The 26344-nt window shown below is 62.0% G+C and carries 26 protein-coding genes and 1 pseudogene; 3 read left to right on the top strand and 24 right to left on the bottom strand.

Going from position 1 to position 26344, the window contains the following annotated elements; translation table 11 throughout:
- Positions 1-41 precede the first annotated feature (41 nt).
- The 3 genes from AC1DNW_RS14000 to AC1DNW_RS13990 form a co-directional block, all read right to left on the bottom strand.
- Positions 42-218 (bottom strand): hypothetical protein, encoded by a 177-nt coding sequence (locus tag AC1DNW_RS14000; RefSeq protein WP_162748596.1) that lies wholly within the window; start codon positions 216-218, stop codon positions 42-44.
- Between the two features lie 62 nt (positions 219-280).
- Positions 281-424 carry a hypothetical protein gene (locus AC1DNW_RS13995; RefSeq protein ID WP_477853199.1) on the bottom strand — a complete coding sequence of 48 codons (144 nt, stop codon included), beginning with the start codon at positions 422-424 and terminating at the stop codon, positions 281-283.
- A gap of 79 nt (positions 425-503) precedes the next feature.
- Positions 504-803 (bottom strand): hypothetical protein, encoded by a 300-nt coding sequence (locus AC1DNW_RS13990; RefSeq protein WP_113297076.1) that lies wholly within the window; start codon positions 801-803, stop codon positions 504-506.
- A 220-nt stretch (positions 804-1023) separates the two neighbouring features.
- On the opposite strand from AC1DNW_RS13990, the gene AC1DNW_RS13985 reads away from it, so the two are divergent.
- Positions 1024-1647, top strand: coding sequence for a LysE family translocator (locus tag AC1DNW_RS13985; protein WP_113310974.1), 624 nt, complete (start codon positions 1024-1026; stop codon positions 1645-1647).
- 347 nt (positions 1648-1994) lie between these two features.
- On the opposite strand, the gene AC1DNW_RS13980 is transcribed toward AC1DNW_RS13985, so the two are convergent.
- Both AC1DNW_RS13980 and AC1DNW_RS13975 read right to left on the bottom strand, forming a co-directional pair.
- Positions 1995-2378 carry a limonene-1,2-epoxide hydrolase family protein gene (locus AC1DNW_RS13980; RefSeq protein ID WP_113310973.1) on the bottom strand — a complete coding sequence of 128 codons (384 nt, stop codon included), beginning with the start codon at positions 2376-2378 and terminating at the stop codon, positions 1995-1997.
- Between the two features lie 12 nt (positions 2379-2390).
- Complete coding sequence (locus AC1DNW_RS13975; protein ID WP_113310972.1) at positions 2391-2990, bottom strand: NAD(P)-binding domain-containing protein; 600 nt, start codon at positions 2988-2990, stop codon at positions 2391-2393.
- A gap of 116 nt (positions 2991-3106) precedes the next feature.
- On the opposite strand from AC1DNW_RS13975, the gene AC1DNW_RS13970 reads away from it, so the two are divergent.
- Complete coding sequence (locus AC1DNW_RS13970; RefSeq protein ID WP_113310971.1) at positions 3107-4036, top strand: LysR family transcriptional regulator; 930 nt, start codon at positions 3107-3109, stop codon at positions 4034-4036.
- On the opposite strand, the gene AC1DNW_RS13965 is transcribed toward AC1DNW_RS13970, so the two are convergent.
- From AC1DNW_RS13965 to AC1DNW_RS13905, 13 genes are all read right to left on the bottom strand, one after another.
- Entirely contained in the window at positions 3997-4311 is a 315-nt protein-coding gene (locus AC1DNW_RS13965) for a hypothetical protein (protein WP_113310970.1), read from the bottom strand. The genes AC1DNW_RS13970 and AC1DNW_RS13965 overlap by 40 nt on opposite strands.
- A gap of 153 nt (positions 4312-4464) precedes the next feature.
- Positions 4465-5691, bottom strand: coding sequence for an HlyD family secretion protein (locus AC1DNW_RS13960; RefSeq protein WP_477853195.1), 1227 nt, complete (start codon positions 5689-5691; stop codon positions 4465-4467).
- A 2-nt stretch (positions 5692-5693) separates the two neighbouring features.
- Positions 5694-6191, bottom strand: coding sequence for a hypothetical protein (locus tag AC1DNW_RS13955; RefSeq protein ID WP_113297112.1), 498 nt, complete (start codon positions 6189-6191; stop codon positions 5694-5696).
- A gap of 342 nt (positions 6192-6533) precedes the next feature.
- Positions 6534-8648, bottom strand: a complete 2115-nt coding sequence (katE, locus tag AC1DNW_RS13950) for a catalase (RefSeq protein ID WP_113310969.1) — start codon at positions 8646-8648, stop codon at positions 6534-6536.
- A gap of 201 nt (positions 8649-8849) precedes the next feature.
- On the bottom strand, positions 8850-9788 hold the full coding sequence (locus tag AC1DNW_RS13945; RefSeq protein ID WP_113311156.1) for an AraC family transcriptional regulator: 939 nt from the start codon (positions 9786-9788) through the stop codon (positions 8850-8852).
- An 86-nt stretch (positions 9789-9874) separates the two neighbouring features.
- A complete protein-coding gene (locus AC1DNW_RS13940; RefSeq protein WP_113310968.1) occupies positions 9875-10702 on the bottom strand; it encodes an oxidoreductase in 828 nt (275 codons plus the stop codon).
- Between the two features lie 154 nt (positions 10703-10856).
- Positions 10857-11891 (bottom strand): aliphatic sulfonate ABC transporter substrate-binding protein, encoded by a 1035-nt coding sequence (locus AC1DNW_RS13935; protein WP_113310967.1) that lies wholly within the window; start codon positions 11889-11891, stop codon positions 10857-10859.
- Positions 11892-11921: 30 nt separating this feature from the next.
- A complete protein-coding gene (locus AC1DNW_RS13930; protein ID WP_113310966.1) occupies positions 11922-12779 on the bottom strand; it encodes an ABC transporter permease in 858 nt (285 codons plus the stop codon).
- A 16-nt stretch (positions 12780-12795) separates the two neighbouring features.
- Positions 12796-13632 (bottom strand): ABC transporter ATP-binding protein, encoded by an 837-nt coding sequence (locus AC1DNW_RS13925; RefSeq protein ID WP_113310965.1) that lies wholly within the window; start codon positions 13630-13632, stop codon positions 12796-12798.
- A 13-nt stretch (positions 13633-13645) separates the two neighbouring features.
- On the bottom strand, positions 13646-13972 hold the full coding sequence (locus AC1DNW_RS13920) for a 4Fe-4S dicluster domain-containing protein (protein WP_037107632.1): 327 nt from the start codon (positions 13970-13972) through the stop codon (positions 13646-13648).
- Complete coding sequence (locus AC1DNW_RS13915) at positions 13969-15600, bottom strand: FAD-dependent oxidoreductase (RefSeq protein ID WP_113310964.1); 1632 nt, start codon at positions 15598-15600, stop codon at positions 13969-13971. Before AC1DNW_RS13915 ends, AC1DNW_RS13920 begins: the two co-directional genes overlap by 4 nt.
- 60 nt (positions 15601-15660) lie before the next feature.
- A complete protein-coding gene (locus tag AC1DNW_RS13910; RefSeq protein ID WP_113310963.1) occupies positions 15661-16248 on the bottom strand; it encodes a thioredoxin family protein in 588 nt (195 codons plus the stop codon).
- A 438-nt stretch (positions 16249-16686) separates the two neighbouring features.
- Complete coding sequence (locus AC1DNW_RS13905) at positions 16687-17487, bottom strand: hypothetical protein (RefSeq protein ID WP_113310962.1); 801 nt, start codon at positions 17485-17487, stop codon at positions 16687-16689.
- A gap of 131 nt (positions 17488-17618) precedes the next feature.
- On the opposite strand from AC1DNW_RS13905, the gene AC1DNW_RS13900 reads away from it, so the two are divergent.
- Entirely contained in the window at positions 17619-18044 is a 426-nt protein-coding gene (locus tag AC1DNW_RS13900) for a hypothetical protein (protein WP_113310961.1), read from the top strand.
- Between the two features lie 134 nt (positions 18045-18178).
- On the opposite strand, the gene AC1DNW_RS13895 is transcribed toward AC1DNW_RS13900, so the two are convergent.
- From AC1DNW_RS13895 to AC1DNW_RS13870, 6 genes and pseudogenes are all read right to left on the bottom strand, one after another.
- Positions 18179-18574, bottom strand: coding sequence for a hypothetical protein (locus AC1DNW_RS13895; RefSeq protein ID WP_113310960.1), 396 nt, complete (start codon positions 18572-18574; stop codon positions 18179-18181).
- Positions 18571-18774, bottom strand: a complete 204-nt coding sequence (locus AC1DNW_RS13890; RefSeq protein WP_113310959.1) for a hypothetical protein — start codon at positions 18772-18774, stop codon at positions 18571-18573. The genes AC1DNW_RS13895 and AC1DNW_RS13890 overlap by 4 nt, the downstream gene beginning before the upstream one ends.
- Positions 18775-18925: 151 nt before the next feature.
- Positions 18926-19177: a hypothetical protein gene (locus AC1DNW_RS13885; protein ID WP_113310958.1), complete on the bottom strand. Its 252-nt coding sequence runs from the start codon at positions 19175-19177 to the stop codon at positions 18926-18928.
- A gap of 55 nt (positions 19178-19232) precedes the next feature.
- Positions 19233-22859 (bottom strand): hypothetical protein, encoded by a 3627-nt coding sequence (locus AC1DNW_RS13880; RefSeq protein WP_162748595.1) that lies wholly within the window; start codon positions 22857-22859, stop codon positions 19233-19235.
- Between the two features lie 239 nt (positions 22860-23098).
- Positions 23099-25891 carry a hypothetical protein gene (locus AC1DNW_RS13875; protein ID WP_477853239.1) on the bottom strand — a complete coding sequence of 931 codons (2793 nt, stop codon included), beginning with the start codon at positions 25889-25891 and terminating at the stop codon, positions 23099-23101.
- 10 nt (positions 25892-25901) lie between these two features.
- A pseudogene (locus tag AC1DNW_RS13870) lies at positions 25902-26195 on the bottom strand (hypothetical protein); the annotation flags it as partial.
- Between the last annotated feature and the right edge of the window lie 149 nt (positions 26196-26344).

Raw genomic sequence — 26344 nt, 5'->3', positions numbered from 1 at the left:
TTTCGGAGTCTTCCAGCTCTTCGGGGCCGGCGGGTTCAGGATCAAACGACGGGAAGCGTCGCCCGCGTTATCTGGCGCTGGCGGCGTTCATCCTGCCTGGTTTCGCGTTGTTTCAAGAGCAGCCGTTTGCGAACATCCTGAAGCTTTTCGGCATCGGAGGCTTTTTCGGGCTGCGGCGCGCGAAAGAGATTTTCCGCTGCGCGCTTGTCGGTGGTCATATTGTTATCCTCTGGAACTTGGGCGGGACGGCCGCAGGGCCGTCACACCGGAGGGCTCGGCGTTATTTCTTCTTGTCGCTGCCCGTGCTGCTGCTTGCCATCTTGACCTGCGTGCCGGGCGCCGGGGCAGGTGTAGCCGCCGAAGCGCTACGGTCCTTCTTCGGCTTGCGGGTTTCGCGGTTGCTGCGGACTTGGCCTTTGGCCATGGTTTCCTCCTGGTGTGGTGATGCGGGGTATATCAGGTATTGAGGCTGCCGCCGGCTGGCCGGCGTGGCCGTTGCGGCATCAAAGGGGCAGGGGTCCGATGCCGGAGCGCTTGTCCAGAGAGGCTGCCAATGTGGAAACATGCAACTGCCCCAGAGAATGGATGCGGCGCGCGTTTGTTCCGCGGCCGGCCTGCGGCCCACGGCTGAAATCGGGAAAAGCCACGAAATTTCCGATGGCTTCGAAACGCTGGTCCCGCTGCCTGGCGGCGGCATCTTCGGCACGATTGAGAATGCCGAGCGCCACATTCTCGCGGTAGCCGAAGGCACCGGTTCGGATGAGATTGCGCGACAGGCTTGACGGATAAAAGTCGGAAGACATCACGTCCTCCTTTCGTTGGGGCCAGGCTAACGCCCGAACCGGCAGCGCCCTTGAAGTGGCTGCCAGCGATTGGAATCCTGCGCTTATTCGGTGTCCGGCGCAAGGCGTTTCTCGCGGAAAGCAGGGGCTCGGCAGCAGTCGCGGTGTAAACTTTTCGAATATTGCGCCGACGGCCGAAGCCGTTAATTTAAGGGCGGATATTTCAAGCACGGAATCGAAGATGAGTATCGCTGTTTTGACGACCTACATTCTTGTCGTGCTCGGGCTGATGGTGATTCCCGGGCCGGCGACACTGTTGGTTCTCGCCCGATCGGTCAGCGGCGGCCGGCGGGCGGGCATCGCAACGGGGCTTGGCATTGGGGCGGGCGATCTCATCCATTCGACCATGGCGACCTTCGGCCTTTCGGCTTTGCTTGCGACTTCGGCACTCGCCTTTGAAGTGGTCAAATATATCGGCGTGGCCTATCTCATCTATCTCGGATACCGGGCCTTCATCGAAAAGTCCGTCAATCTCGATATGGCGGCGGCCCCGGAGATCAGCCCCGGCAAGGCTTTCCGGCAGGGGATATTCACCGAAATCCTGAACCCCAAGACGGCGCTGTTCTTCCTCGCCTTCCTGCCGCAGTTCATCCATCCCGAGAGCGGATCGGTGATCGGGCAATTCGCGCTGCTCGGCATCATCTTCGTGGCGCTCAGCATCAGCGTGACATCTGCCTTGGCCTTCGGCGCCGGCTCGGTGCGCGGCTGGCTCAGCAGGAACCGGAGTATTGGCCGCTGGCAGGGGAAGGTGATCGGCTCGATCTATATGGCGCTTGGCGTGCGGCTGGCATTCCAGCAGCAGTGAGCGGCGCCCCGGCCACTGATATGTCCGGGGTTTGAGTTGCTATCGCTTTCGCTGCTAGCTGCCACTCGAAGCTCGCGAGGTCGAAATAGTCGCGCCAGAGGTTAATCCGCAAGCGAGTGCTATGGTTTCCATGCGCCAGCTGCGTTCATTCACGTGTATTGCCGGAACGGTGGCACTTATTACAGGGTTGCGACTGAACACGAGCCCGGTCTAGCCGGCCTGAGGGTCATCTACTAAATCTGTCCGTATCCCGCTTCGTGGTTACCTTTGTCTAAGGGCTATACGGCTGTTGACAAAGGCGGCGCCGATATTGCCGGCGCCGCGTAAGGTGCAGGTGGTTGCAGCCGCTATGGCTTGATCGTCACCAGTTGCCGTTCGAAGCTTGCGAGATCGAAATAGTCGCGCCAGACGGTGATCCTGCCGTTTTCCACCGTCAGCGTGCCCATGACCGGCAGGGTGATCGTGCCGCCACTTTCATGAGTGAAGATATCGATGCGCTCATTCAGCACGACATCGCCCGAGACAGCGATCTCGATAATTTTCCAATCCACCTTGAAGCCGGTGCCGATGCCGAAATCGGCCTGGAACTTCCGGACGTTTTCGCGACCGACGATATCAGGCAGGGGCACGTTGTCGTAGAGCACATCATCGCTCAGCATGGCGACGGCTTCGTCGATGCGGTTGGCGCTCCAGTGGGCGAAGAACGTCTGCGCCGTTTCGAGAGGTGACATGGTGCTCCACCCTCAACCGAACTTGACGAAGTTGATTGCCGGCAGCGGGCCGCCGGGGAACTGGGTGAGGCTGCCGCCTGTCGCGAGCGGGCCGAGATCGATGCCCGCAAAGCCGAGGCGGGTGATGAGCGCGCCGACTTCCGCCTTCGCTTGCTGATCGTCGCCCGAATAGAACAGCACCCGGTTGCCGCCTTCGGCCTTGGGGTCGGCGGAGACGAGGTTGGCCAAGAGGTGATTGAAGGCCTTGACGAGGCGGGCGCCGGGCACGAGGCCGGCGACGATTTCGCTCGACAGGCGGCCGCCGAGTTCGGCCGGCTTGAAGAGGGGTGCCTCGATCGGGTTATTGGCATCGATGACGATGCGGCCGGCCCAATCCGGCAGACTGGACAGTGCCGCCGGCAGCTTCGACCAGGGCACGGCGATGAGGACGATATCGGCGCCGGCAGCCTCCGCGATCGTTCCGGCCGTGATATGCGGGGCGAGTTCTGCGGTGAGCTCGGCCAGCGTTTCCGGGCCGCGGCTGTTGGCGATGGTGGCGGAGATACCGTTACGGGCGAGAGCGCGGGCGAAGGCGGAGCCGATATTGCCGGCGCCGATGATACCGATGGACATGGCAAGTTTCCTTTCTGAATGTCGTTTCGATAGAGCCAATATCGCGCTGCCATTCCTCTTTGATTAGGCCGAAATGGATGGTATCAGTTTCAAGTGTCTCTTGAAGGTCGTGGTTGATGGAAAGCCTGGCTAACCTGGAATCCTTCGTGCGCAGCGCTGAACTCGGCGGCTTTTCGGCGGCGGCGCGGCGCCTTGGCCTGACGCCGGCGGCGGTCAGCCGCAATGTCGCGGCACTCGAAGTCAATCTGAAGCTCCGGCTCTTTCATCGCAGCACGCGCAGCCTGACGCTGACGGAGGCAGGCGAGCGCTTTCTCATCGCCATGCGCGACCATCTCGAGGGGCTCCAGGGGGCGATAGCCGAAATCTCCAACGAGCAGGCGGAGCCGGCCGGCATCCTGAAAGTCAGCCTCAGCCCGGCCTTCGGCATAGAATATGTGCTGCCCATGCTGCCCGACTTCATGAAGCGTTACCCGCTGGTGCGGCCGGAATGGATGTTCGAGAACCGGCAGGTGGATTTGGTCGGCGAAGGTTATGACGCGGCTGTTGGAGGCGGCTTCGAGCTTGCCTCGGGCGTGGTGGCGCGGGTGCTGGCGCCGGCCCATCTCGTGGCGGTGGCGTCACCTGCGTATATCAATGGCCGCGTGCTGCCGGCCGATCCGGCCGGACTTGCGGGGCTCGACGGCATCGTCATGAAATCGATCAATACCGGGCGCATTCCGCAACGGCAGATGCGTAACGCTGCGGGAGAGGTGCAGCCTGTCGATCTCACGCCGGGGATCGTCGTCAACGATCCCGCCGCCATGCGGAAGGCCGCCCTTCTCGGGCTGGGCGTCACGCTGCTCTCCAAGCCAGATGCGCTTGCCCATCTCGACAGCGGCGAGCTGATCCGGCTGGTGCCCTCCTGGTATGTCGATATCGGCCCGATCTCCGTCTATTACGCCAACAGGACACTGCTGCCGCTCAAGACCCGGGTGTTCGTCGATTTCGTCATCGAGGGCTTTCAGCGTCAGCGGCTGGCGGAGCGTTTCGCGGGCAGCCTGGGGTGACCCTGCTTGTCCGGCCGGTAGCCGAGCACGAAGGCGACCACCTTGGCGGACGACATCTCGCAGGGTTTCAGGCTGCTGCCGCTTGCCTCCAGCAGGTAGAGGTTGAAGCTGACGACATCGCTGCCGCCGAGATCTTCGGCATAGAGCCAGATGCGCTTGCCATCCGGCGAGCGCTTGACGGTGGCGCCCCAGCGGCCGGCTTCGAAGCTACCTTCGCTGTAGCCCTCGGGTATAAGGGCAAGCGCCTGGGAAAAGTCGTCGGCTGCGGGGTTCATGGGAAGCCTGTGGAGTGAGGCAAGTTCTGTTGCATAGGTGAGGGGTTGGAGGGCGCTTCGCAAGGTGGCACGTGGCCGGGTTGCCACGCGCTCAATCGTCATGCTCGGACAGGCATGCTGGAGAGGAGTCAGTGCTTGCCTCGACAAATGCCCTCAGTGCCCCGTCAGCACCAGCGTCTGGACCGGCAGCAACATGGCCTGCATGCGCAGGATCATGGCGTGCACCACGCCGACCGTATCGATGACATGCAGGCCAATCGATTTGAAGGTGCCGATATTGGGGTCGGCGAGCGCTTCGTGGTTGTTGGTATAGGCGTTGGCGATGCAGCTGCCGCCGGGCGGCACGCCGTCGAGGCCGCCGGGGAAGAGGGGCTGCAGGAAAACGGTCAGCGTGCCGGGGCTTGACAGTTGCGTGACATCGACGAGCTGGTCGGTGGGGCGCAGCTGGCCGGCGGCGATCACATCCTGCACCTCGGTGACGACGAGCGGGATGATGGCGAAGGGTTTGCCAACGCAGGTGGCTTCGGCCACCATGCCGGGCCTCATGACCTGCGCCTCGATCTGCCCGAAGCCGGCAACCAGCGTGCCGCGGCCGGCTTCTTCGGGCACGAGGATGCCCGCCGGGCGCAGCATGGTGTTCAGCACATCGCCCTTGCGCAGCGTAAACTGCTGGACGGTGCCGTTGATGCCGGCCTTGACGACCGTCTTGTCCAGTTCCACCTGGGCCTGGTTGAGTGCTGCCCCGGCACTGGCCTTCTGCGCCGGCAGGAGCACGTTGAGCTTGGTCTGCAGCGTTTCCTTGTTGGCATAGGCGGCACTGACCATGCCCCGCTGGCTTTCCACGGTATTGGTCAGCCGGTCCACCTCGCGGCGGGCAACCGCATCGTTCTTCAGAAGCTGGGTCTTCATCTGCAACTCGTCGATCGAGACCTGCAGGGCGCCTTCAGCCTGCCGGATCATGCCGTCGGCGCTGGCAAGCTCGCTCTCGGCCACCCTGCTCTGAGCCTCGACTTCGGCAATCTGCTTGTGCGCCACATCAAGGGCGGCCTTCTGGGCGGAGTCGTCGAGGCGGAAGAGCGGTGCGCCAGCCGCGACCTTCTGGTTTACGCCGACATAGACCTCATCGACCCGGCCCATGGATTCCGGCAGGATGGTAACTGTGCGGAAGACGGCGGTGACGCTCTTCGTCGAGGGGTGGAAATAGAAGATCATGGTGATCAGCGAGATGGTGAGCAGCAGACAGGCGGAAATGCCCCAGCGCAGTTCGTACCACATGCTGTAGAGGGTGATCTCGCGGCCGATGCGCTTATCCTGCACATAGCGGCGGTAGAGATAATCCGGGAGGATGGTCAGCATCGAGCACAGCATCAGTTCAAGCATGGTCAGATACCTTCTCCCTGTGCACCGGACTTGATGACCGGCTGGACGATGTGCGGATGCGTGGCGGATGGCGCGGGAGCGATCGGTGCACCGGAAACGGGCGCAGTGGCCGTGGGAGAATTGGCTGGGGGCGACGGGTCTGCTGCAACCGGGGCAGCATGATTTGAGGCTGGCGGAGCAGCCGGGGCAACACCGGCCTCGGGATGGCGGCTTGCGAGCCTCGCAATCGACCGGGCGATCGAATAGAGCGGTGTCGAAAAATCCGGAATTCGGATCATCGCCAGCAGCAGGCCGATGATCCAGTAGAGGTGATTGTGGGTGAAGAGCGAGATCAGTGCCAGCACGGCGACGATCTCCAGCTGCGCCTTGTTGGCCCGGTGCGCGATGCGCTCGGGAACGGCATGGAGCTGGAAGTAGAAATTGCCGATGGCGAGGATCATTACCAGGATCAGCACAATGACGGCGATGAAGAGATAGTCGGTCTGGCCGGGTCCGGTGATGAAGCCGGGTACATGGTCGGTGAGGGCGGTGTGATAGGCCCGCGTCGCTGCGTCATCGGCTGCTGACGCAGATTGCGTGGCCGCCGATGCCGCCGCAACGGTCGCGGTCAGGCGGCGTCCACACTGCCTCATCCTGTTCAATCGGTCTCTCATGCCTGACTTCCCCCCGGATGGCATTTTAGTGTGGGCTGAAGTTTAGGCGCTTTGTATGCAACACGAAAGTACGCAACAGTAATATCGGCGTAAATACATGTAGCTGTCGGCCTTTCGGATAAGGCTTCCGGTTGAGAGGCTTAAAAGCAGGAATTGGTGCCGCGGGGCAGGCCCGCGGCACGGATGCGTTTAGCGGATCTTGACGGAGGGCTCTCGCGCCCAGACCCGCAGTTTTCCAAGTTCAGCGACAAATGCCTCGATGTCCTTGGCCGAGCCGATCTCGACCGTGCCTTCATCGAGATCCTCGATGCCTGCCTTCCGCATGAGCGCCAGGACAGGGGCTGCGTAGCCAATGAACTTGCAATGGGCGAATGCATCGGCGACGAAATCGCGGGCGGTGGATTCCTTGAGGAGGTCGGGCATCGCGTCTTCTGCGGCGAGAACGGCGACCGCATCATAGAGAACGGATGGTCCGCCATCGATCATCTGCTGGGCTTCAAGGAACGAGCCGTCCGACAGGGTCACGCCTCCGATCTTGGGCGCAATGATCTCGACCACGCCCTTTTCCCCGGTAATTGCGCCGGTAATGGCTCCAATGAGACCCGCGTCCGATCCATCAGTCACCAGCAATCCGAGTTTGCGGCCCTCGAACCGTTTGGGTCCGCGCTCGATGATGCTGAGTGCGGCTGAAGGCTCCAGATCCTGGCGGGTCGGCATGGCCGCGTCCGCCGGCTTCGGCATGTCGGCAATGCCGAGCGCTGCTGCCACCTTCGCAGCCAGCGTCTCGTCGATGTTCAGCAGATGCGATACCATCCGCTCGCGGATGACGGGGTTTTCGACCTTGCTGAGCTCAAAGGTCAGGGCGGCGGCGATGTGACGCTGCTCGGGCGGCGTCTGGCTGATATAGAACTGGCGCGCCTGGCTGTAATGGTCGGCAAAGCTTTCGGGACGCAGGCGCACCTTCTGCCCCGTTTCCTCCGACGGGAAGGTGCGGAAGCCCCTGGCCGGCGATTCACGCGGGCCTTCGCCCGAGGAATTCGGTTCGTAGTTGATCCGGCCGACCGGGTTGCGCATCGCCATGTGCCCGTCCTGCTGGAAATGGTGGAAGGGACACTTCGGTGCATTGATCGGCAGATGCGTGAAGTTCGGTCCGCCGAGGCGCTTCAGCTGCGTATCGAGATAGGAGAAGTTGCGTCCCTGGAGCAGCGGATCATTGCTGAAATCGATGCCGGGCGGGACGTTCTGGGTCATGAAGGCGACCTGTTCGGTTTCCGCGAAAAAGTTGTCCGGCATGCGGTCGAGCACCAGCCGGCCGATCGGCTGGACGGGCAGGATCTCCTCGGGAATGATCTTGGTGGGGTCGAGCACGTCGAAATCGAACTCGTCTGCGAATTTCTGATCGAAAAGCTGCACGCAGAGTTCCCATTCCGGGAAGTTGCCCGATTGGATCGCCTGCCAAAGATCGCGCCGATGGAAATCGGGATCGGCGCCATTGATCTTGACGGCTTCGTTCCAGACCACCGACTGCAGCCCGAGCTTGGGCTTCCAGTGGAATTTGACGAAAGTGGATACGTCCTTCTCGTTGACGAAGCGGAAGGTATGCACGCCGAAACCTTCCATGAAGCGGAATGATCGCGGGATCGCGCGGTCGGACATCACCCACATGATCATGTGCATGCTTTCCGGGGTCAGCGAGATGAAGTCCCAGAAATTGTCGTGGGCCGACTGCGCCTGGGGAAAGCCGCGGTCCGGTTCAGGTTTGACCGAATGGATAATATCCGGAAACTTGATGGCATCCTGAATGAAAAAGACCGGAATATTGTTTCCGACCAGATCCCAGTTTCCCTCCTGGGTGTAGATCTTTACGGCAAAACCGCGCACGTCGCGCGCGAGATCGAAGGAACCCTTGCTGCCGGCGACAGTGGAGAAGCGCACGAAGGCCGGCGTCTTCTCGCCGGCGCGCTGGAAAAGATCAGCCCTCGTATATTTCGACAGGGGGGCATAGGTCTCGAAGAAACCATGCGCGCCATAACCGCGGGCATGGACCACCCGCTCCGGAATGCGCTCGTGGTCGAAATGGAATATCTTTTCGCGGAAATGGAAATCCTCGATCAGGGCCGGGCCGCGCGGGCCGACCCTCAGCGTGTTCTGATCGTCTGCAACGGGTGCGCCCTGCGACGTCGTCAAGACGTCTGCGCCATCCTCGGCGATCTGATGGAGCTCGCCGCCGGCCCCCCTGTGAAGGCGCTGATCGTGGATCGTCGCGGTTGCGGATGCAGCTGTTTTTACGGTTTTGGGTGACATGGGTCCCTCCTTGGGTCGATGAGGGAATGCACTCAACTGCTCATTGTTCCTGTCCGGAAACGCTGTCGCCACTGTATTCGGACCGACGTGAAATCGGGCTCAGGGAGACGCGCGGAATTTCGGCGATCAACAAAGCAGGCTTTTGGGCGGTTGCTGATATACGCTGAATCGAGAGCATGGGGCGGCGCTGGACAAACCGTTTCAGTGAAGGTCTCTCCATTCTGCCGGGGTAAGCCCTTCCCATACGCGGAAGGCCCGATAGAACGAACTGGTATCCTGAAAGCCCAGCAGGAATGCGATCTCCTCGATGCCGTTCTGCCCGTCGGACAGCAAACGGCGGCCGAGTTCCCGCCGTGCTTCGTCCAGCAGGCCGCGATAGCTCGTGCCCTGTTCTGTGATGCGGCGCTGAAGGGTCCGCTCGCTCATGCCCATTTCGCGGGCCACATCGGCAATATCGGGTTTGCCGCTGGCGATGCGGCGCTTGATCAGGATCTTCACCTGATCGGGGAGCGAGGATCGTGCTTCGATCTCGCCAAGCGATGCAGCAAGAGAGGGATCGAGGATCGCAAGCAGTTCGGGGTTATGTCCTGAGAACGGCAGGTCCAGATCGGCACGATCCAGCACCAGCACGTTCTGCGCGCAGCCGGTACGAACAGGTGCATCAAAGTAGGATCGATGTGCTTCGCTCACTGGCCCGGTTCGGGTCATCTCGACCCGGATGGGCATGAGATGCCGCCCCGTTCCGCGCCGCCCGAGTTCAAGGATCGCCGCAAAGGTCACGTCGGCTGCCGCATCCGGCTCGGCTTCATCGGTATGAAGCCAGCGCACCGCGACCCGGCATTCGCTCCCGGTTTCGGCTGCGGTCAGTTCCTCCGGGGTGCACAGCCGTTTGAACCGCGCCAGCCGGTGCAGCCCATCGCGGTAATCCCGGGCGAAGAAGGCCGACATCGTGGCAGGCGGATGCACGGAAGTATCGGTCTCGATGGTCATGCGCAGGCCGATGGCGGGGTCTTGCGACAGCGTTTCGACCGCACGCCACAGCGCGAAATACTGCGCGGTGGACAGCCATGTCTCCGGCGCGATATGCAGTGTCGCCGGCAGCCTTGCCTGACGCAGCAGAGCCGGGGCGGGCAGGCCCATACGGTCCGCCGCCCGCCAGAAGGCCTGCGGCAGCCTGCATCTGTCGCCCGCATTCCCGGTCATCATTGCATCCTCTACGGCGACCTTCACATCTGGCTCTTGATCAGCCGGTCGAAGGCGCGGTCGCCCAGCCACTTGCGCACCCAGATCATCATCTTTGCGTATTTGCCCGCTGCATAGCGGGTTTTGGGCCGGGCCGACCGGACGGCATCACCGACGACATCGGCGATGACCTTGGGATCGGTTCCCTGGCCCCGGCCATAGCTCCTGTCGATGGAGGCGGCCACGCTTTGCGCGAGCTTCCCGTAAGGGCCGGTGCCGGACCGTTCCAGGATGCCCCGGGAAGCGGCGTCGCCAAAGCCTGTTTCGATAAGTCCCGGCTCGATCACGACGACGCGGATACCGAAGGGTTCGAGCTCGAGCCGCAGGCTGTCGGACCAGCCTTCCAGCGCATGCTTGGTGGCGTGATACCAGGCGCCGAGCACTGTATAGATCTTGCCGCCCATCGAGGTGATGTTGACGATGGTGCCTGCGCCGCGCGCCCGCATAGCCGGAAGCAGAAGCTGGGTCAGGCGCGCGGGGCCGAAGACGTTCACCTCGAACTGATAACGCGCCTCATCGAGCGGGATCTCCTCGACAGGGCCGTAGAGACCGAAGCCGGCATTGTTGACCAGCACATCGACGCCACCAGATCTCTCGGTGATGGCCCTGACGGCGGCAACGATGTCCTCGTCCTTCGAAATATCCATCTGCAGCGGGATTGCGCCAAGCTCTGCCAGATCGGCCATCTTCTCGACGTTGCGGGCGGCGACATAGACCAGATAGCCATCAGCGATCAGACGTCCGGCGATGGTTTTCCCCATGCCGGATGACGCGCCGGTGACCAGGGCCGTGGGTCGGGATTTGCTGTTCATGATGCACCTTTTTGCTCTTGCATAGAACGCAAGGTAATCGGCGCATCATGCCAGATCATTTGCAGACGACGCCAGACATATTGCGAAAGGCGCCAATTTTCTCCCCGCCAACAACACAGATGGCGAGGAAACGTTTGCGGGTTCTGCCCGGAGATCAGTTCGACTTCTTGGCGTCGACTTCCTTATAGGCGGCGTCGAGGAAGCTGGTGTCGATCCACTTGTCGTAGTCGACGGAGCCCTTGAGCAGCTTGGCGTCGGCCATGAACTGCTCTTCGCTTTTCAGCGAGGCGAGCGCCTCAGGCGTGATCTTCGGGTCCTGGTAGAAGACGTTGTCCTTGTAGGTCTTGCGGACGGACTTTTCCGAGGACTTGGTTTCGTCGACGAAGATCTTGATCGTTTCTTCCGGGTGGGCATCGGCCCAGCGGGCGGTTTCGATATCGACCTTCAAGAGGCGCTTGACGAGATCAGGGTATTTTTTGACGAATTCGCCATTGGCAGAGATCAGGAAGGGGGCGGACCATTCCGGATGCGAGGAGGCATCGAGGATGACGCGGGCCTCACCGGTGTCGACGAGCTTGGCGGCGACATCGCCGCTTTCGACGACGGCATCGACATCACCGCGCACCAGCGCCGGGCCTGACGCGTCGAAGGCGAGGTTCAGGGATTCGACATCGGTGAGCGACAGGCCAGCTGATTTCAGCGCCTTGGCGAAGGTGGAGTGGCGCACGGTGCCGGTGAGATAGGCGACCTTCTTGCCCTTCAGGTCCGCCAGCGACTTGATCGGCGAGTCCGTCTTGACGATGATCGCCGAGCCATTTTCCTTGACGAAGCTGGAGAGGCCGATCGCCTTCACATCCGCACCGGCTGCGGCGACGCGCAGCGCCGGATTGTTGCCGGTATAAATGAATTCGACAGCACCGGTGGCAAGCGCTGTGGTGGCTTCCGAGCCGCCATTGGTGAAGGCGATGAATTCGACCTTGATGCCGTCCTTTTCGAATTCCTTGGCGAGTGAGCCGCTATGGCGCTCGAGGATGAATTTCAGATGGCCGGGAGCCGTGCTGCCGATGCGGATGACATCGGGCTTGTCTTCGGCAAGGGCCGGTGTCGCGAGTGCTGCGCTGCCGAGCGCAAGCGCCGCAAGGCCTGATAGCAGCGTGCGGCGCAGGATGGATGGGTTGAAGCTTGTCATGTGGTGTCCCCTTCAGAAACGGTATTGCATTCAGTTGTGAGAGATTTCGGAATTGCCCTTCCAGGCGGTCGCCCAGCGCTCGAACCAGACGAGCAGGTAGTTCACGAGCAGGCCGATCGCGGTCATGGTGATGATGCCGGCATACATATCGGCCGTTTCCATCATCAGCTGCGATTGCTGGATCAGGAATCCGAGGCCGGATTTAGCGGCGAGCATTTCGGCGCCGATGACGGCGAAGATCGAGGATTTGACGGCAAGACGCATGCCCGAGACGATGGAGGGAATGCTGGCCGGCAGGATGACCTTGCGGAACATGTCGAGATCGGACGTGCCCATGGAGCGGGCGGCTTTCAACAGCAGCGGATCGACGGATTTGACGCCCGAAATCGTGTTGATCAGCAGGAAGAAGATCGAGGAATAGAAGCAGATGGCGATCTTCGAAGCCTCGCCGATGCCGAGCAGCAGGATGAAGACCGGCAGAAGGGCAAATTGCGAGGTGTTGCGCAGCGTCTGCACCAAGAGGTCGGAGACCTTTTCGAACAGCGTATAACGCCCCATCAGGAAGCCGAGCGGCACGGCAATGACGACGGCGAGAAGGAAGCCGATGGCGGCGCGCTGCAGGCTGATGCCGATATTGGCCGAGAGTGTGCCGTCGAGTAGCATCGCGTACCAGGCCACCAGCACTTCGCTCAGCGGCGGGAAGAAGATGCGGTTCAGCCAGCCGAGACGCGGCGCGATTTCCCAGAGGCCGAAGAAGACGACCATGAGCGGCAGGCCATAGCTCGCGGCGCCGAATTCGATGCGGCGCTTGGCGCGCGGGGTGGTGCGCTTCGGACGGGCGGGAGACAGCTCGGCGCCGAGGATGGTCTTGTCGGTTACATATGCCATGAGAGTTCTCCCGGTTTCAGTGGGCGTAGGCGGGTGAAAGCGCCCAGTCTTTCTGCGCCTTGTTCACTTCGTCGCGCAGCGCTTCCCAGACGCGGCCGCGATGGGCGTTGAACTCGGCACTTGCTCTGATGTCGCCATCGCGCGGGCGCGGCAGGTCGATATCGATGATTTCCTTCACCGTGCCGGGGCGCGCCGTCATGACGACGATGCGGTCGGCGAGGTAGATCGCCTCGTCGATCGAGTGGGTGACGAAGACGACAGTCGTGTTGATCTTTTCCCAGATGCGCAGAAGCTCGGTCTGCAGGATCTCGCGGGTCTGGGCATCGAGTGCGGCGAAGGGCTCGTCCATCAGCAGGACTTCGGGGTCGGTCGCGAGCGCCCGGGCAATCGCCACGCGCTGCTGCATGCCGCCGGAGAGCTGGTTGGGGAAACGATCCTCGAAGCCGGAGAGGCCGAAGAGGGAGAGGAAGTAGCGAGCCTTCTCCGTGCGCTCGCGCTTGGGAACGCCGTGGACTTCAAGCGCATATTCGATATTGGCAAGAGCGGTACGCCAGGGAAACAGCGCATATTGCTGGAAGACGTAACCGGTCTTCGGGTCCGGCTTGACGATGTGCTTGCCATCGATCCGGACGATGCCGTTAGAGGCTTCGGTGAGGCCGCCGATAATGTCGAGCAGCACGGATTTGCCGCTGCCGCTCGGGCCGACGAGGGTGATGAATTCGCCTTTGCGGATGGTGAGATCGATACCGTTCAAGACGGTGACGCGGTCCGAAGGGCGTCCATCGATCTGAACCGTCTGGCCGGGCTTCAGCTGGAAGGTCTTGCGGACATCGGTGACGGTGATGCGGTCCATGGGCTTCTCCAATTCAGACTTGCGCGACGCGGATGCGGTGGGTGGGGTCGAGTTGCGATCCGCCCGGTTTGCCGCGCTGCCAGCCGAGTGCGCGGGAATAGCTGCCGAAGAGATTGCGTTCCTCGACCTCTTCTTCAGTGATGGCGAGGGGACCGTCGGCGCGCTCGGCGACATAGAGCGCGTCGGTCGGACAGTAGATTTCGCAGAGGAAGCAGGTCTGGCAGTCATCCTGGCGGGCGATGACGGGAACGCCGTCGGTGGCGTCGAAGACATTGGCAGGGCAGACCTTCACGCAGATATCGCATTCCACGCAGCGGCTTTCGGAGACGACTTCGATCATGATGCGATCTCCTGTCGGGCCTCGGGTGCGGAAGAGACCACGATGTCATCGACGCCGCGCACGGTGATGGAATGGGCGAAGGTCGGGTCATTACCCTTGAAATCCGAGCGGCGGTGCATGCCGCGACTTTCCTTGCGGGCCAGCGCCGAAGCGAGCGACCAGCGGCCGTGGGCGGCAATGGAGGCTGCCTCGCGTGCCTTCAGCCTGTCGAGGCCGGCGCCGGACAGGTGGTTTTTGACATCGGCCCAGAGTGTGTCGAGCTTGTCCTGACTCGCCTGCAGGCGGGTGCCTTCGCGGAAATAGTTCTTCTCCAGCGGTGTGACTTCGGCGCGCACGCTGTCGATGACATCCTTCGGCGTCAGTGAGGATTTCGAAGTGCCGCCGGGGCGCAGACCCGCCTGGCCGAGCGGGCTGGAATTGGCGCGGAAGGCCTTGTCGCCGCGGCGTTTGGCATGACCCGCCGCACCCTGGCCGGACCACCAGCCGCTGGCGATGGCCCAGGAAGAATTCGGGCCGCCGCCGCCTGATGTGGCGCCCGCCAAGGGCTCGCGGCTTGCGGCATCGCCGGCGACATAAAGGCCCTGCACATCGGTGCCGCAATCTGATGTGGCAATGCGGATGCCGCCGGTGCCGCGCACGGTGCCTTCGGCGCGGAAGGTGACGCGGAACATTTGGGCGAAAGGATCGACCGGCGAGCGATCATAGGGCACGAAACAGTTCGGCTGGCCGCGGCGCAGCCAGTCCTGCAGGGCGGGTTCGGCCTGATCGAGCACTGCATAGACGGGGGCCTCGATCATGGCTTTCGCGATTTCCTTTTCGCGCTCGCCGATGCCGTTCTGCAGGTGGTTGCCGTCGCTATCGAGGATCGGCGTGCCATCCTCGCGGAAGAAGGAGGCCCAGCGGAAGGGCAGGCCCTTGTTCAGCGAGGAGCCATAGGGGGCGAGCGTATATTTGCCGGTAAATTCCATGCCAGAGAGACTGGCGCCGGCTTCCGCCGCCATCAGGTGGCCGTCGCCGGTGAGCGCCGCAGCACCGAGGATGCGCTCATGGAAGGCGCAGCCGCCTGTCGCCAGCACGACGGCGCCGGCATCCACGCGCCAGTCGCGGTCGCGCTGGCGGTCGATGCCTGCGGCACCCGTGACGGCTTCTCCATCGAAATAGAGTTCGAGGGCAGGGTGGTGATCGAGGACGGTGATGCCGGCTTTCAGCACCCGGCGGCGCATGAACGCCATGTAGTCAGGGCCGCGCAGATTGGCGATATAGAGCTTGCCATCCTCGTCGTCGGGGAAGGGATAGCCCCATTCGGCAAGCTTCAGCAGGTTTTCATAGGCCTGGTCGACGGTGCGCAGCATCCAGCGCTGGTCGGCGAGATTGGCGGTGCGCTGCCAGCGGCGCTCGACGACCTGGGCACGGTTTTCGCCCGGCGGCACCAGCCACGTGCCGGTGTTCGACGGGGCGGTCGCGCCGCTCGTGCCGAGATAGCCCTTGTCGGCGAGGATGACGCGGGCGCCATTCTGCGCAGCCGACAATGCCGCCCACGCGCCGGCCGGCCCGCCGCCGAGGACCAGCACGTCCGTCTGCAGATGCAACGGGCCGCTGCCCGCCAAGTCTTTACGCTTCAGCGACATCAGGAAATCTCTGGATCATGGGAAAGAGCGCGGCAGAGGGAGTAGCTGCCGCGACTGATATCAGGCAGCGTTGGAGAACCAGGAGGGTTCGTTGCCCGCGGTCCACTTGATGTTGCAGCCGATCGATGCGGTCTGTTCGGCTGCGGGCCTGGCGCCGGCGAGAACCGCGTCTGCGGCGGCGCGCAGATCCTTGCCGGTGACGGACTTGCCATTGCCCGGGCGGGCATCATCGAACTGGCCGTGATAGGCGAGCTTGCGCGCGCCATCGAAGAGGAAAAGATCAGGTGTGCAGGCCGCGCCATAGGCTTTCGCCACCGCCTGCGCCTCGTCCTTCAGATAGGGGAAGGTGTAGCCGATCGCTTCGGCTTCCTGGCCGACGGCCGCAAGGCTTTCTTCCGGGTGTGCTTCCGAATCGTTGCTGTTGATGGCGATGACGCGCAGGCCCCTGGCTTCGTATTCCCTGGCGAAAGCGGCCAGATCATTGCGGATCAGCTGCACGAAGGGGCAACGGTTGGAAATGAAGGCGACGAGCAGCGCCGGCGTGCCGTCAAAATCGGAGAGCTTGTGAAGCACACCCTTGGCGTCAGGCAGAATGAAGTCTGCAGCACGGGTGCCGAGCTCGATGGGATTGGAAGCGGTCTTGGGCACGGATATCCTCCTGATGCATGAATGAGATATAATCTATAAATTTTATGAAGTTTGAACCCGAAGACATTTGCTTCGATGGGGCTTTAGCGAAATAGGTTTTCGTTGATGGGATGGATCGTGGAAAAATCTTGGGAGTGTGGCGGAGGAGAGGATGGAAGGAGGACTCGGTAGTCTTGGCAGGCAGAAAGAGGAGAGGCTGGGGCCCGGAGCCCCCTCATCCGACCCTTCGGGCCCCCTGACCGGGGTCGAGCCACGGGTCTCGACCCGTCCTTCGGACCCCCGAGCGGCGAAGGAGAGGTGGCATACGATGTCCTTGAGACTATCCTGAGACGGCGCGGCTTCCCCTTCTCCCATCGGGGAGAGTTGCCCGAAGGGTGGACGAGGGGGCTACGTGGCACAAGGGTTCTATCCGCGGATCTTCAGTCTCAGCTCCAGCAATCAGACCTTCAAATCATCCTCCAGCCTATGCCGCATCCAGACATTCGGCTCCTTATAAAGCCCGAGCCCGCTCTCACAATCCGCAATCAGCGGCGTCAGACCGCCCTCCAGATGGTACGGCCCGGAAACGGGAAAGCGCAGACCGCTCCATTCGCTCCATTGCGACAGCGGCGCCTCGACCCGCATCGAGTTCGGAGCGATTTTGACGAGGCGGGCGCCGAGCTGCCAATGCTTGCGCACCCAGGGATCGAAGGGCGCGCCTGCCGGGGTCGTCCAGGCGATGTAGTTCTCGAAGGATGTCAGGGGATAGGCGGCCTTCTTCGTGGGGCGCACGGGGGCGACGAGGGCCTGAAAGCCGTAATGTCTGGCATCCGCCTTCATGTTGGCGATCAGCCGTTCGGCGAGATCCGAACCGCGCATGGCGGGCGAGACGACGATGGCGAGGGCTGAGAGGGTATTGGGTTTTTGACCCGACGTAAGCGCCTCTACGCCACGGGCGAGAACGGCATCCCATCCGGCACCGGGCAGGGAGGCGTCGTCTTCAGGTTCGGGCCAGAGGAAGGGGATGCTGTTCGATGTAGCAACAACCTGCTCGTTTCCCTGGCTGTCCCTGCCGACGGCCAGGAACTGATGGCGGCGCAGGCCGTCAGAGAACAGACTGTTCCAGTATTTGATGACAGCAGCGTCGCCGCCGATGAATTTCGGCCAGACGGCTGCACCGAGTTCGTCGAACGCGGGGATGAGATCGGGCCGTTCCTCGGCGGAGACAAGGGTGATCTCGTTACAGGTTTCTTCCGTCATGCCTGAATTTCCCGAATCCGTCGCTGCGAGCCCGCGCAGTCGGCCCTAACAGCTCGTCATACGCAACCTTTTGTTTATGTGCCGAACGTAGGGTCGGCCCAGGATATGAATTCCCGTGGAGGGTGAGGCAAATGGGGTATGATCTTCATATTACCCGCAAAGAGAACTGGTTTGACCCTAACCCGGGCTTTTCGCTTGAGGACTGGCTTGCCTATGTGGAGGGCGACCCCGAGCTGCGGCACGATGGTTTTGCCGAAACTGCCTTGAATGGTGGCAAGGTTCTCCGCGTCGAACAGAAAGGCCTCTGCGTCTGGACAGCCTATTCCGGCGGAGAGCGTGGAAACGATCTGTGCTGGCTTGCCTGGAGCGGGAGCGATAACATCGACGCCAAGAACCCCGATCCCGAAATTCGCCGCAAGATGTGGTCGATCGCCGAACACCTCGGCGCCAGAGTGCAGGGAGACGACGGGGAGTTCTATGGCCCGGATGGCGAACCCATAGCGGCCATCGCACCGGCTTCATCAACTGCAAAGCATCCGTGGTGGCGCTTCTGGTAGCAGAAGGCTGGCATCAAGAGAGCGCCTGGCTCCGGCCGAAGGCGTTTCGCAAGGTCACCGGAGGAATTCGGCCCCCAACCCGTCGCTCTCTTGATGGGGTGATGATGGCAGGCAATGGTTGAGCTGGTGTCTTGCTATCTCTTCAAACGCCGCGCGAGCAGCGCTCCGGCATCGCCGACGACGATCGCCGGGATCAGCACCAGCGCCATGTCATTGATGCGCGGCGGCACGTCGACGACGACGAGGTGGAGGCCGAACCAGGGATTGAGGAGCTGCACCATGTAGATCGCCGCCCACCAGAGCCCGAAAGGGATGACGATGAGCAGGCGGCCGAGGCGGGTGGCGCTCCAGCGGTCGGCGGCTTCCGCGACCGCGATATCGCGGGCAGCCTCGATGCCCTTGATCACTTCCTCGGCCGCAAGCTTCTGCTGATCGGTCTCGGCCGAGAGTTTTGCCTGATAGGCTGATAGCAGCGGGCCGGTGAATTTCTCGATGATGCCGCCGAGCAGCAGGTCGCTCAGCCACTTCATTTCGCCCATCCGCAGCGGTGCGCCAGATAATACCAGCCTTCGGCAATGGCGGCGATGAGCACGCCGGAGGCGACCTGAAGGGCCATAGCGACATCGGGATCACGCGAGATCATTTCGCCGAGATCGGGGGCGATCAGCCCACGGGTGACGAGGATGGCGGCGAGGTAACGCAGGAGAATGCGGATGAAGACGAGGGTCATGTCTGCTGCCCTTGTTGTGATGGAGCGGCAGGATGGCCTGGGGAGAGTTGTCGGGGTGAACTCAGAGAGTTTGAATTAGAGAAATGCTTTATCTCTTTGTTTTCCCCAAAATTTCTGACACAAAACCGCTACGCACTTTTGCTGGAATTGCTTAGAGAAAGCGGGCGAGCGCGCCGGAGGCGATCGCCTTGATCAACAACCCGGCCAGCGGCGTCAGCATGATGGCGACGATGGCCCAGAGTGCCTTGCCGATGCGGTTTGCAAGCTTCTCTACGCTGCCTTCGATACGCAGCAGGGCGGCATTGATATGCGGCTGCTGCGCCTCCAGCGAGACGACACGCTCCTTCAAATCGTTGATCCTGCCGTGGAGCTTCTCAAGTTCGTTGCGGGTCGTTTCGTCCATGATGCCATTCCTCGTTTGGCATCATGGATAGGGGGTGAACGGTTGAAATCGAAAATCACGGCCGGGCGATCTGCGCGAGACCGGCATCGATCTTGCGGAGGATTTCATCAGCGGGTGACTCTGCCACAAGACCGGTGGCGGCGATGATCTCGGTTATGTGCCGGTGGTCGATGTTGAGGTCGCCTGATGGTGAGCTGATGGCATTTGCCAGCGCCTTTGCATCGCTGTCGGAGCCGACAGGCGGGTTTTCCCCGTCGCGGATCGCGGGCAGGGCGGCCATGACGGAATAGCCGGTGTGCTGGGCCAGGAAGACCGGCCATGTGGCGTCGCCATGCCGCCCGCCCATCACCGTAGTAAACACGGTGTCCGCCATGGCAAGTGCGGTCAGATCCATGGCGAGAGAAAGGCCCTGCTGCGTGGTTTGTGCTGCATCCGCATCGGTGGCTTCGGCGGCGGCCTTGAACTTCGCGGCGAGATGCGAGCCGAGAGCCGTGAAGAGCCGCAGGGTTTCGCTTGCTCCGGCATGTGCCGGGAACGGGCCTAATATCGCATGCTGCATGTACGCATCGGCATGGGTAATGGCGCGCGCTTCATCTCCGCCGAATTGGCGCAGGCCCTTGTCATAGTGTGCGAGCCACACCGGTATCTCGATGAGATGGTATCGCAGCGTCTCCGTGAGCCAGCCGGCCATCGTTTCCCACGCCGTTCGGGCATCCGAAAAAAGTTGGCGACCGGCCATGAGGGGCGAGTGGCTGACGACTTGCCTGATGATGCCGGGGCGGAAGGTATTCTGCAGAGCGGCCACGTAATCGCTCCTACCTGACGCGGCGATTATTTCGGCAAGCCGGTAGCGGCTTGAAAGTGCTGCCGCGAGATCATTGGCCAGGCTGACGGCGGTGACGTTCTTCTTCGCCAGGCGAGCCATGCGGCCGATGCTGTCTGCGGAGCGCAGCTCGCCGGCGGCCGTTTCCTTCAGCCAGGCTTGCAAGGTCTCAAGATCGGCTTCGCGGCCGATGTCTTCGAGGGCCATCTGAAGGCTGACATTATCAAGCAGGCGACTGACATTCGAAAGCGGCTCGCTGAATTCCAGGTCGTAGAGCAGGTGATTGACATGCCGGTGCAGCACGGCGATATCGAGATCGAGCGGGCGGCCTATGAGATCGGTGCGGGACCGGCCATGGCTGGCCTCGGTCTGGGACTTGGCGAGACGGCCTGATAGCAGCGCTTGCGGCAGATCTGGCGCCGTCTCCGTGGCATCATAGGCCAGTGGGTAATAGCCGCCTTTCAGCGCCTTGCCGGCGATGATGACGGGCACGGGCTGCACCCATTGCGGCTCGATGCCGGTCAGGCGCTTTTCGCGCGCGGCGATATCGGGCTGGAAGCTGGCCAGAAAATCCCAGACGGATCGCACGAAACCCGCATCGCGTTCGTCGAGTGAGGCGAGCACACCGCCGAGCCCGGCTTCATCCAGCGCGCCCTCGATGCGGGCATCCGTCAGGCGCCGGCGGTTGGCCTCATTGCCGGCGTTGAGCGCAATGGCGATGGAATCCCATTTCGACAGGGACCGGCCGAGCGCCGGAAGATAGCGGGCCTGCGCCATCTCGCGCCGCTCCTCGGCCGAATAGACATCATAGAGCGCCTGCAGATCGGCGGCGGCTTTCTGTCTGCTGAGCGCAAGCCGCCCTGCGGCGGCATCGAGCGGCGCCTTGATGGCCTGATAGGCGGCGCCAGCCGCGCCGCCGCCGATCTGCTGCAGCAGGGCGTCGGCAGCAAGGGCAGGGTCGAGGTGAGGGCGGATGCCGGCGGCCGGTGGCGCTGCCTTGCCGACGGCGTCAAGCAGGGCGGCGACGGTCTCGTCGAAATCCGTCTCGCCATCGGTATCGATCAGCCTGCCGGCGCGCTCTGCGGCATGTTCCAGATTTTTCAGCGCGGCCATGACAGCGCGGAAGCGCTCGAGCGTGATCTCCTTGTAGGACTGGCGTCCGGAAGTGATCAGCACGCTATCGGCAATGGCCAGCTCGTTTTCCCGGCCTGCTGCCTTCATGGCCAGGGTATAGTTTCTCACGGCGGTGCGCGGGTCGTCCTGAGCGGCAGTCTGGCTTCCTGTCGGACCAGCGAGCCCATAGCGATCGAGCAGCGCGTCGATCGCGCCGAGATAGTCGATGCGGCCATCATCGCGGCGGCTGGCTTCCGCAAGCTTTTCGCGCGTCGTGCCGCTCGCGAGATGCTCGGCATCGGCCTCGAAGGTTTCCACCTCGCGGATAATTTTCAGACTTTCGACATAGATCGCGTGATTGAGAAGCTGCCGGCGTTTGGCCGTGATCAGCTTGCCGATACGTTCATTCTGTTCGGGGTGAGGGGTGGTCTCAGCATCGCTAGTGCCGGCGGCGGCGATCCCCCTGCGCGCCCTGTCACGCCAGCTTTCATCCTGCGCCAGCTCATTGCCCAGCCGGGCAGCTTCCATGCCAGTGCGCCGCCCGGCCGCAAGGAAGCGCGCGCCGGCCATGGCATCGCCGACCTCCATGCCCGCGGTCGCCGACAGCGCATAGGCCTCGGCTTCGCCGACCGTCAGGCCTTCGCCACTGCCGGCGACTTCGACGATGGCCTTCAGCTCGGCCGCCAGCCACTGCGCCCGCTTGTCATTGTGCACGGCCGCGATCGCCCGCTCCTCGGCCGAGCCATCGATCAGCATATCGCCGTGTCGTTGAAGCATCAGGCGTTCGACTTCGAAGGCAATCGCATCCTCGCGGCTCGGCGCCAGCGCCATGGCAGCGACCATCTCGTCGCCGGAGCCGAGGTCGAAGAGATCGGCGACGATATCGGGATCGAGGCCGCCTTCATCAACGTAGAGGGGATGCTCACCCCGCGGCAGGGCTTCGAGGATGGCGGGGCCGTATCGCGCCACGAGGGCGGGTTTGTCGAAACGGATGTCACCGGAAGGTGCGGGGGCTTCATCATCCAGCCAGCGGCGGTTCGCCATCCATTCGATGGCGCGGTAGAGGCCGGTGGCGTTGATCTCCCGTTCCACCTCGGTGCGCACGGCAGCCTTTTCCGCCTGATAGCTCTTCTGCCCCTCGCGCCGCACGGGCTCCATCATCTGGCGCAGCAGCTGCGCTTTCGCCTCCCGCGCGGCCTGGGCGCGCAGCTTCAGCAGTCGGTTATACTGCGCCTGCGTCAGGCCCGCGGTCTCGGCATTGGCAAAGACGGGCTCATCGCCACCGGTATCCTGTTGGGCCATCTCGATTGCGGTGTCGCAGGCGAGCAGGCGGAAGAAGATGGCGGCGATGTCGGGCGCGAGGGAAACATTGAGGGCGACGAGCCGGCGATAGATCGAGAGCAGCCAGTCGCGGAACTGTTCGAACACGCCGCGCATCTCAGGTGAGGGCGCCTTGCCTTCGATCAGATAGGTTTCGGCGGCACGCGCAAAGCGGGATCGCATGCCGGCATCGATGGAGATGTCTTTGACCAAGTCGCCCGTGGTGGCTTGTTTGAGTGCGGAGGCTACATCTTTTGCGGTGATCTTGACGCCGGGCTTGGTGCGGGTGCTATCGGTGGCACCGGCACGGGCGTTCTCGCGCCACCAGCTTTCGAGATGGGCGAAACTTTCACCCGCGGGGCGAACGCCGTGGTTGGCCATATCGTGCATGATATCGAGGAAATGGCGGCTTGCTCCGTCCAACATCGCGGCGAGGTCCGTCTTGCGGAAAATGTCGAGGATGGTTTCGGCGCCGTTTGGAAGTCGGATTGGACTATCCGGTGTGAAAGTCGGGCGTTGGAACAGATGTGGCGACGTGGCTGATGCTGAGCTATCGGCTTCCGTTGCTGGATTATCAATCGGTTGCTGAGCGGGCGAAGTCGCGGTATCGGCGGAACGATCTGTCAAATTTTTCAAAGTGAATTCCTCGGGAAATCGCTTGCCGGTCAGGACAGCGGGTAGCGGTTCAGATATTCGTCGAGGCTGAGGCCATCTGAGGCTGCCATTGTGGAATAGAGAGCCGGATAGGTCATGGCGTAGCGCGCCGCCGTCTCCTCGGGACGTCCGGCCGCACGGGCACGCGAAGCAACCTGATGGTAGACACGCCGTTCGGCGGCATGATTGGTGAGGGCATAAGCGAGAAGGCGCTTCGCCTCTGAATTGGCGGCTTGGCTATGAGCGTCGCCCTGCTCGCGGAAGACCTTGGCCTCGGCGGCGGTCAGAGCGCCCGGTTGAAAGCGCATATTGTCCATCAGGAATGGATCATGCTTCGAGCCCGCGAAATAGGTGGCATAGGTGGCTGTCGGGATGCGGATGTCGCCGCCAGTCGCCTGCGCCATATCGAGAGCGTGGCGCGTCATGCCATGGCTGTCGGCAAGCTCATGCGGATCAACGTCGGCTGCGACGAAGTGCCGAACGAAGGCATCGGCCGGTACGGAAAGCTTATCGGCCAGCGTGCCTGCTGTGGCTGTTGATACAAAATCGTAGAAGTTGTCGCCTGAGCGTGTGCGGGTTTTGGAAGCTTGCGCATAGAGGGAGATTTCACCGATGGTCTGGCGCGCCAATTCCGCCCCATCAGGCTGAAGCATGCCGACGAGGGCCGATGCGCGGGCCGAACCGCGGATATGGATGAGGATATCCAGCAGCGTCTTGAGCAAACCGAGACCTGCACCCGCTTTAGAGGTGTCCAAGAGTTTGTCGAGCACCTCTTGGTTTTTGTCCAGCCATTGCCGTTTAATGAAATTTTGTAGCAATTGCTGAAACGTCTGCGCTGCGCCTTCCTGGATGGCCTGCTTGAGAAACTGTTGCAGGAGCGGATTTTGGGTCAGGCGTTCGATGAGTGGTGCTGCCAGCTTTCCGGCTGGAATCTTGTCGCTTAGCGCGGTCATACTGTAGAGCATGGCCGCAGTGGTTTGCTCGTCCTCGGGCTTTCCCGCTTCTCTGGCGGCGGCAGCACCGTCTCCGGCGCCTCGCAACATTTCCACTGCAAGACCAAACTCGGGGCCAAGCGCGAGAGTGGCCGTGATGCCAGGCAAGTTGGACCCGACCATCTCGCCGAGTTGTCGACCGAAGCTGTTCTCATAACCGGGCGCAGCGGGGAAAAGCGTCTTGCCATAATCCCCAAGCTGCTCACCATAGCTCTGGATACCCTTGAAAACATCGGAAAACAGGGGGCTCAGTCGCTCTCTGGCCTGATCGGGTGTTATCTTCCCCTCCAGGACGCCCTGCAAAATCGCGTTCGCCGTTCGCGGATGTACAAAAAGACCGTGCTCAAGAATTTGCTGCTTCAGGAGAGCAAGCTCATCAGGCTTGAGGTTGCGCGCGCCGGCGATCCCGTCAACCAGGGCCTGCTCTTCCTTTGACAGGGGGCTGCTGAGAAGCTGTCCCGTGCCTTCGATGATGCGGCCGGTCTCGGTAACCGCAGTGCTTGCAGTGCCCTTAAAAAATTCCGCGCCATTCTGAAGAATTGCGTCGAGCCTTTCCCGAACCTGCTCGCGGGTCAAGCCGCCCCCAAGCTGGGCCCTGGCATCTTCTGGGGTCGTGCTTCTATCAAGGATACCGGACAAAACCGACATGGCGGTGGTCGGGTTGAACCAGGTTTGCTTCCAGAGGTTTTGACGTAACTCGTACAGTTCCTGATCGGATTTCAGTGAACCTGCACGGATGACCTCCTCGACCAAAGCGTCTCGTTCCGGCGATTCGGCCTTGCCGATAAGCCATGCGATGTCGTCCAGGATCGGATCCGTGGCGGTAGCAGCACCATCGGCAACGCCCTGTCCGAAGGATTTTGCTTCTTCCCAGATCCGGTCCGCCCCAGTAGTGGCTCCATCGGCAACGCCCTGTCCGAAGGATTTTGCTTCTTCCCAGATCCGGTCCGCCCCAGTAGTGGCTCCATCGGCAACGCCCTGTCCGAAGGATTTTGCTTCTTCCCAAATCCGGTCCGCCCCGGTAGCGGCTCCGTCGGCAACGCCTTGTCCAAAAGACTTTGTTTCTTCCCAGAGCCGACCTGCCTCGGTGGTGGCTTCGTCGGCAACGCCCTGTCCGAAGGATTTTGCCTCTTCCCAGAGCCGACCTGCCTCGGTGGTAGCTTCGTCGGCAATGCCCTCTCCGAGAGACTTTGCATCTTTCCAGAGTCGATCCGTCCCGGTGGTAGCACCATCGGCAACGTCTCGGCCGAAAGACTCTACTCTTGCCCAGGCCTTCTCAGGCGTTGCCAGACCGTACCGGGATCCCAGCATCGTTCTGACTTCATCCGCCGTCGTCTTTTGCGCGCGCACGGCGTCCAGAGCAAGCTGACCTGTCCCTGCATCGAACCAGGACTGTGTCCGGATTTCCTCTTCCAGCGCGGGAATCTCATCAAGATGAGCGTTTGCTGCAGCGAGGATCTTGTCGATGAGCGCTTCTTTTTCTTCCTTGATCTTCGGTGAGAGACGCTTGGGAATCTGCAGGCGCGTTGGCCACGGCGGGAGCGACGGGCTGTGCCGGAATATCTGGCGGTGCGATGGCCGTAGATCCTGCGGGGCCGGTTGGAACGATGTATTGCGTAGCTGTGGCAGTGGATTCCACTGCTGGAGTTGCGGGCGCGTTTGATGGCGTGGCAGGGCTCGCAGGTGAAGTTGCTGTCGGTCCTGCAGAGGGCGAAATCGCCGCCGCTGGTGGAACAGCGGGCGGGGGGGTAGGTTGCGGCGACGAAGCCTTTTGCGCCAGGCTCTCCAGGGAGGACAGGTTGTGAAGATCATCCTTCGCCAATGCCGTCGCAGTGGCGTTTTCGCTTAGCCAGCGGGCCAGACGTGGTGAAGCAGAGAGGATCTCCTTGTTGCGCGCTTCATCGATGCGCCTTTGAAAGAAGTCGCGATATTCTGCGACCAGCGGCAATGGTGGCGCAGGGCAATTCGTAACATCCGCATACTCACGCGCGAAATTAAGGTTATCTGCAGCCTCACCTGGATTTTCATCCAAGGATTGAATAATGCTGCTGGCGGCGGCAGCGCTTTGTTCGCGTCGTTTGCGCGACCAAGCGTCATAATCCGACGTGATGTCCATGCTTTGTCTCCCGTTCGGCCGAGAGACAAGGGTAGATGCGGAAGGGTTGTTTTATAAATCGAGGGAGGGATGCCGATGGCGAATGAGGCTGAAGCGCCCCTCTGGATTTTCATCCGCAGATTGAATAATGATATTTTCAGCGCCGGCGT

This window comes from Rhizobium sp. 05L429, from assembly GCF_056397645.1.
This window is presented reverse-complemented; position numbering and strand designations above follow the sequence as displayed.

Bases quoted from the DNA above. Each gene is read 5' to 3' on its own strand.
- AC1DNW_RS13995 (WP_477853199.1), bottom strand. From the start codon at position 424: ATGGCCAAAGGCCAAGTCCGCAGCAACCGCGAAACCCGCAAGCCGAAG.
- AC1DNW_RS13875 (WP_477853239.1), bottom strand. From the start codon at position 25,891: ATGATCTTCACAACCTGTCCTCCCTGGAGAGCCTGGCGCAAAAGGCTT.
- AC1DNW_RS13945 (WP_113311156.1), bottom strand. From the start codon at position 9,788: ATGGGCCTGCCCGCCCCGGCTCTGCTGCGTCAGGCAAGGCTGCCGGCG.
- AC1DNW_RS13975 (WP_113310972.1), bottom strand. From the start codon at position 2,990: ATGTCCATCGGTATCATCGGCGCCGGCAATATCGGCTCCGCCTTCGCC.
- AC1DNW_RS13895 (WP_113310960.1), bottom strand. From the start codon at position 18,574: ATGAAGTGGCTGAGCGACCTGCTGCTCGGCGGCATCATCGAGAAATTC.
- AC1DNW_RS13980 (WP_113310973.1), bottom strand. From the start codon at position 2,378: ATGTCACCTCTCGAAACGGCGCAGACGTTCTTCGCCCACTGGAGCGCC.
- AC1DNW_RS13905 (WP_113310962.1), bottom strand. From the start codon at position 17,487: ATGACGGAAGAAACCTGTAACGAGATCACCCTTGTCTCCGCCGAGGAA.
- AC1DNW_RS13900 (WP_113310961.1), top strand. From the start codon at position 17,619: ATGGGGTATGATCTTCATATTACCCGCAAAGAGAACTGGTTTGACCCT.
- AC1DNW_RS13880 (WP_162748595.1), bottom strand. From the start codon at position 22,859: ATGTTGGACGGAGCAAGCCGCCATTTCCTCGATATCATGCACGATATG.
- AC1DNW_RS13885 (WP_113310958.1), bottom strand. From the start codon at position 19,177: ATGGACGAAACGACCCGCAACGAACTTGAGAAGCTCCACGGCAGGATC.
- AC1DNW_RS14000 (WP_162748596.1), bottom strand. From the start codon at position 218: ATGACCACCGACAAGCGCGCAGCGGAAAATCTCTTTCGCGCGCCGCAG.
- AC1DNW_RS13915 (WP_113310964.1), bottom strand. From the start codon at position 15,600: ATGTCGCTGAAGCGTAAAGACTTGGCGGGCAGCGGCCCGTTGCATCTG.
- AC1DNW_RS13960 (WP_477853195.1), bottom strand. From the start codon at position 5,691: ATGCTTGAACTGATGCTGTGCTCGATGCTGACCATCCTCCCGGATTAT.
- AC1DNW_RS13990 (WP_113297076.1), bottom strand. From the start codon at position 803: ATGTCTTCCGACTTTTATCCGTCAAGCCTGTCGCGCAATCTCATCCGA.
- AC1DNW_RS13890 (WP_113310959.1), bottom strand. From the start codon at position 18,774: ATGACCCTCGTCTTCATCCGCATTCTCCTGCGTTACCTCGCCGCCATC.
- AC1DNW_RS13985 (WP_113310974.1), top strand. From the start codon at position 1,024: ATGAGTATCGCTGTTTTGACGACCTACATTCTTGTCGTGCTCGGGCTG.
- AC1DNW_RS13970 (WP_113310971.1), top strand. From the start codon at position 3,107: ATGGAAAGCCTGGCTAACCTGGAATCCTTCGTGCGCAGCGCTGAACTC.
- AC1DNW_RS13925 (WP_113310965.1), bottom strand. From the start codon at position 13,632: ATGGACCGCATCACCGTCACCGATGTCCGCAAGACCTTCCAGCTGAAG.
- AC1DNW_RS13935 (WP_113310967.1), bottom strand. From the start codon at position 11,891: ATGACAAGCTTCAACCCATCCATCCTGCGCCGCACGCTGCTATCAGGC.
- AC1DNW_RS13940 (WP_113310968.1), bottom strand. From the start codon at position 10,702: ATGAACAGCAAATCCCGACCCACGGCCCTGGTCACCGGCGCGTCATCC.
- AC1DNW_RS13920 (WP_037107632.1), bottom strand. From the start codon at position 13,972: ATGATCGAAGTCGTCTCCGAAAGCCGCTGCGTGGAATGCGATATCTGC.
- AC1DNW_RS13965 (WP_113310970.1), bottom strand. From the start codon at position 4,311: ATGAACCCCGCAGCCGACGACTTTTCCCAGGCGCTTGCCCTTATACCC.
- katE (WP_113310969.1), bottom strand. From the start codon at position 8,648: ATGTCACCCAAAACCGTAAAAACAGCTGCATCCGCAACCGCGACGATC.
- AC1DNW_RS13930 (WP_113310966.1), bottom strand. From the start codon at position 12,779: ATGGCATATGTAACCGACAAGACCATCCTCGGCGCCGAGCTGTCTCCC.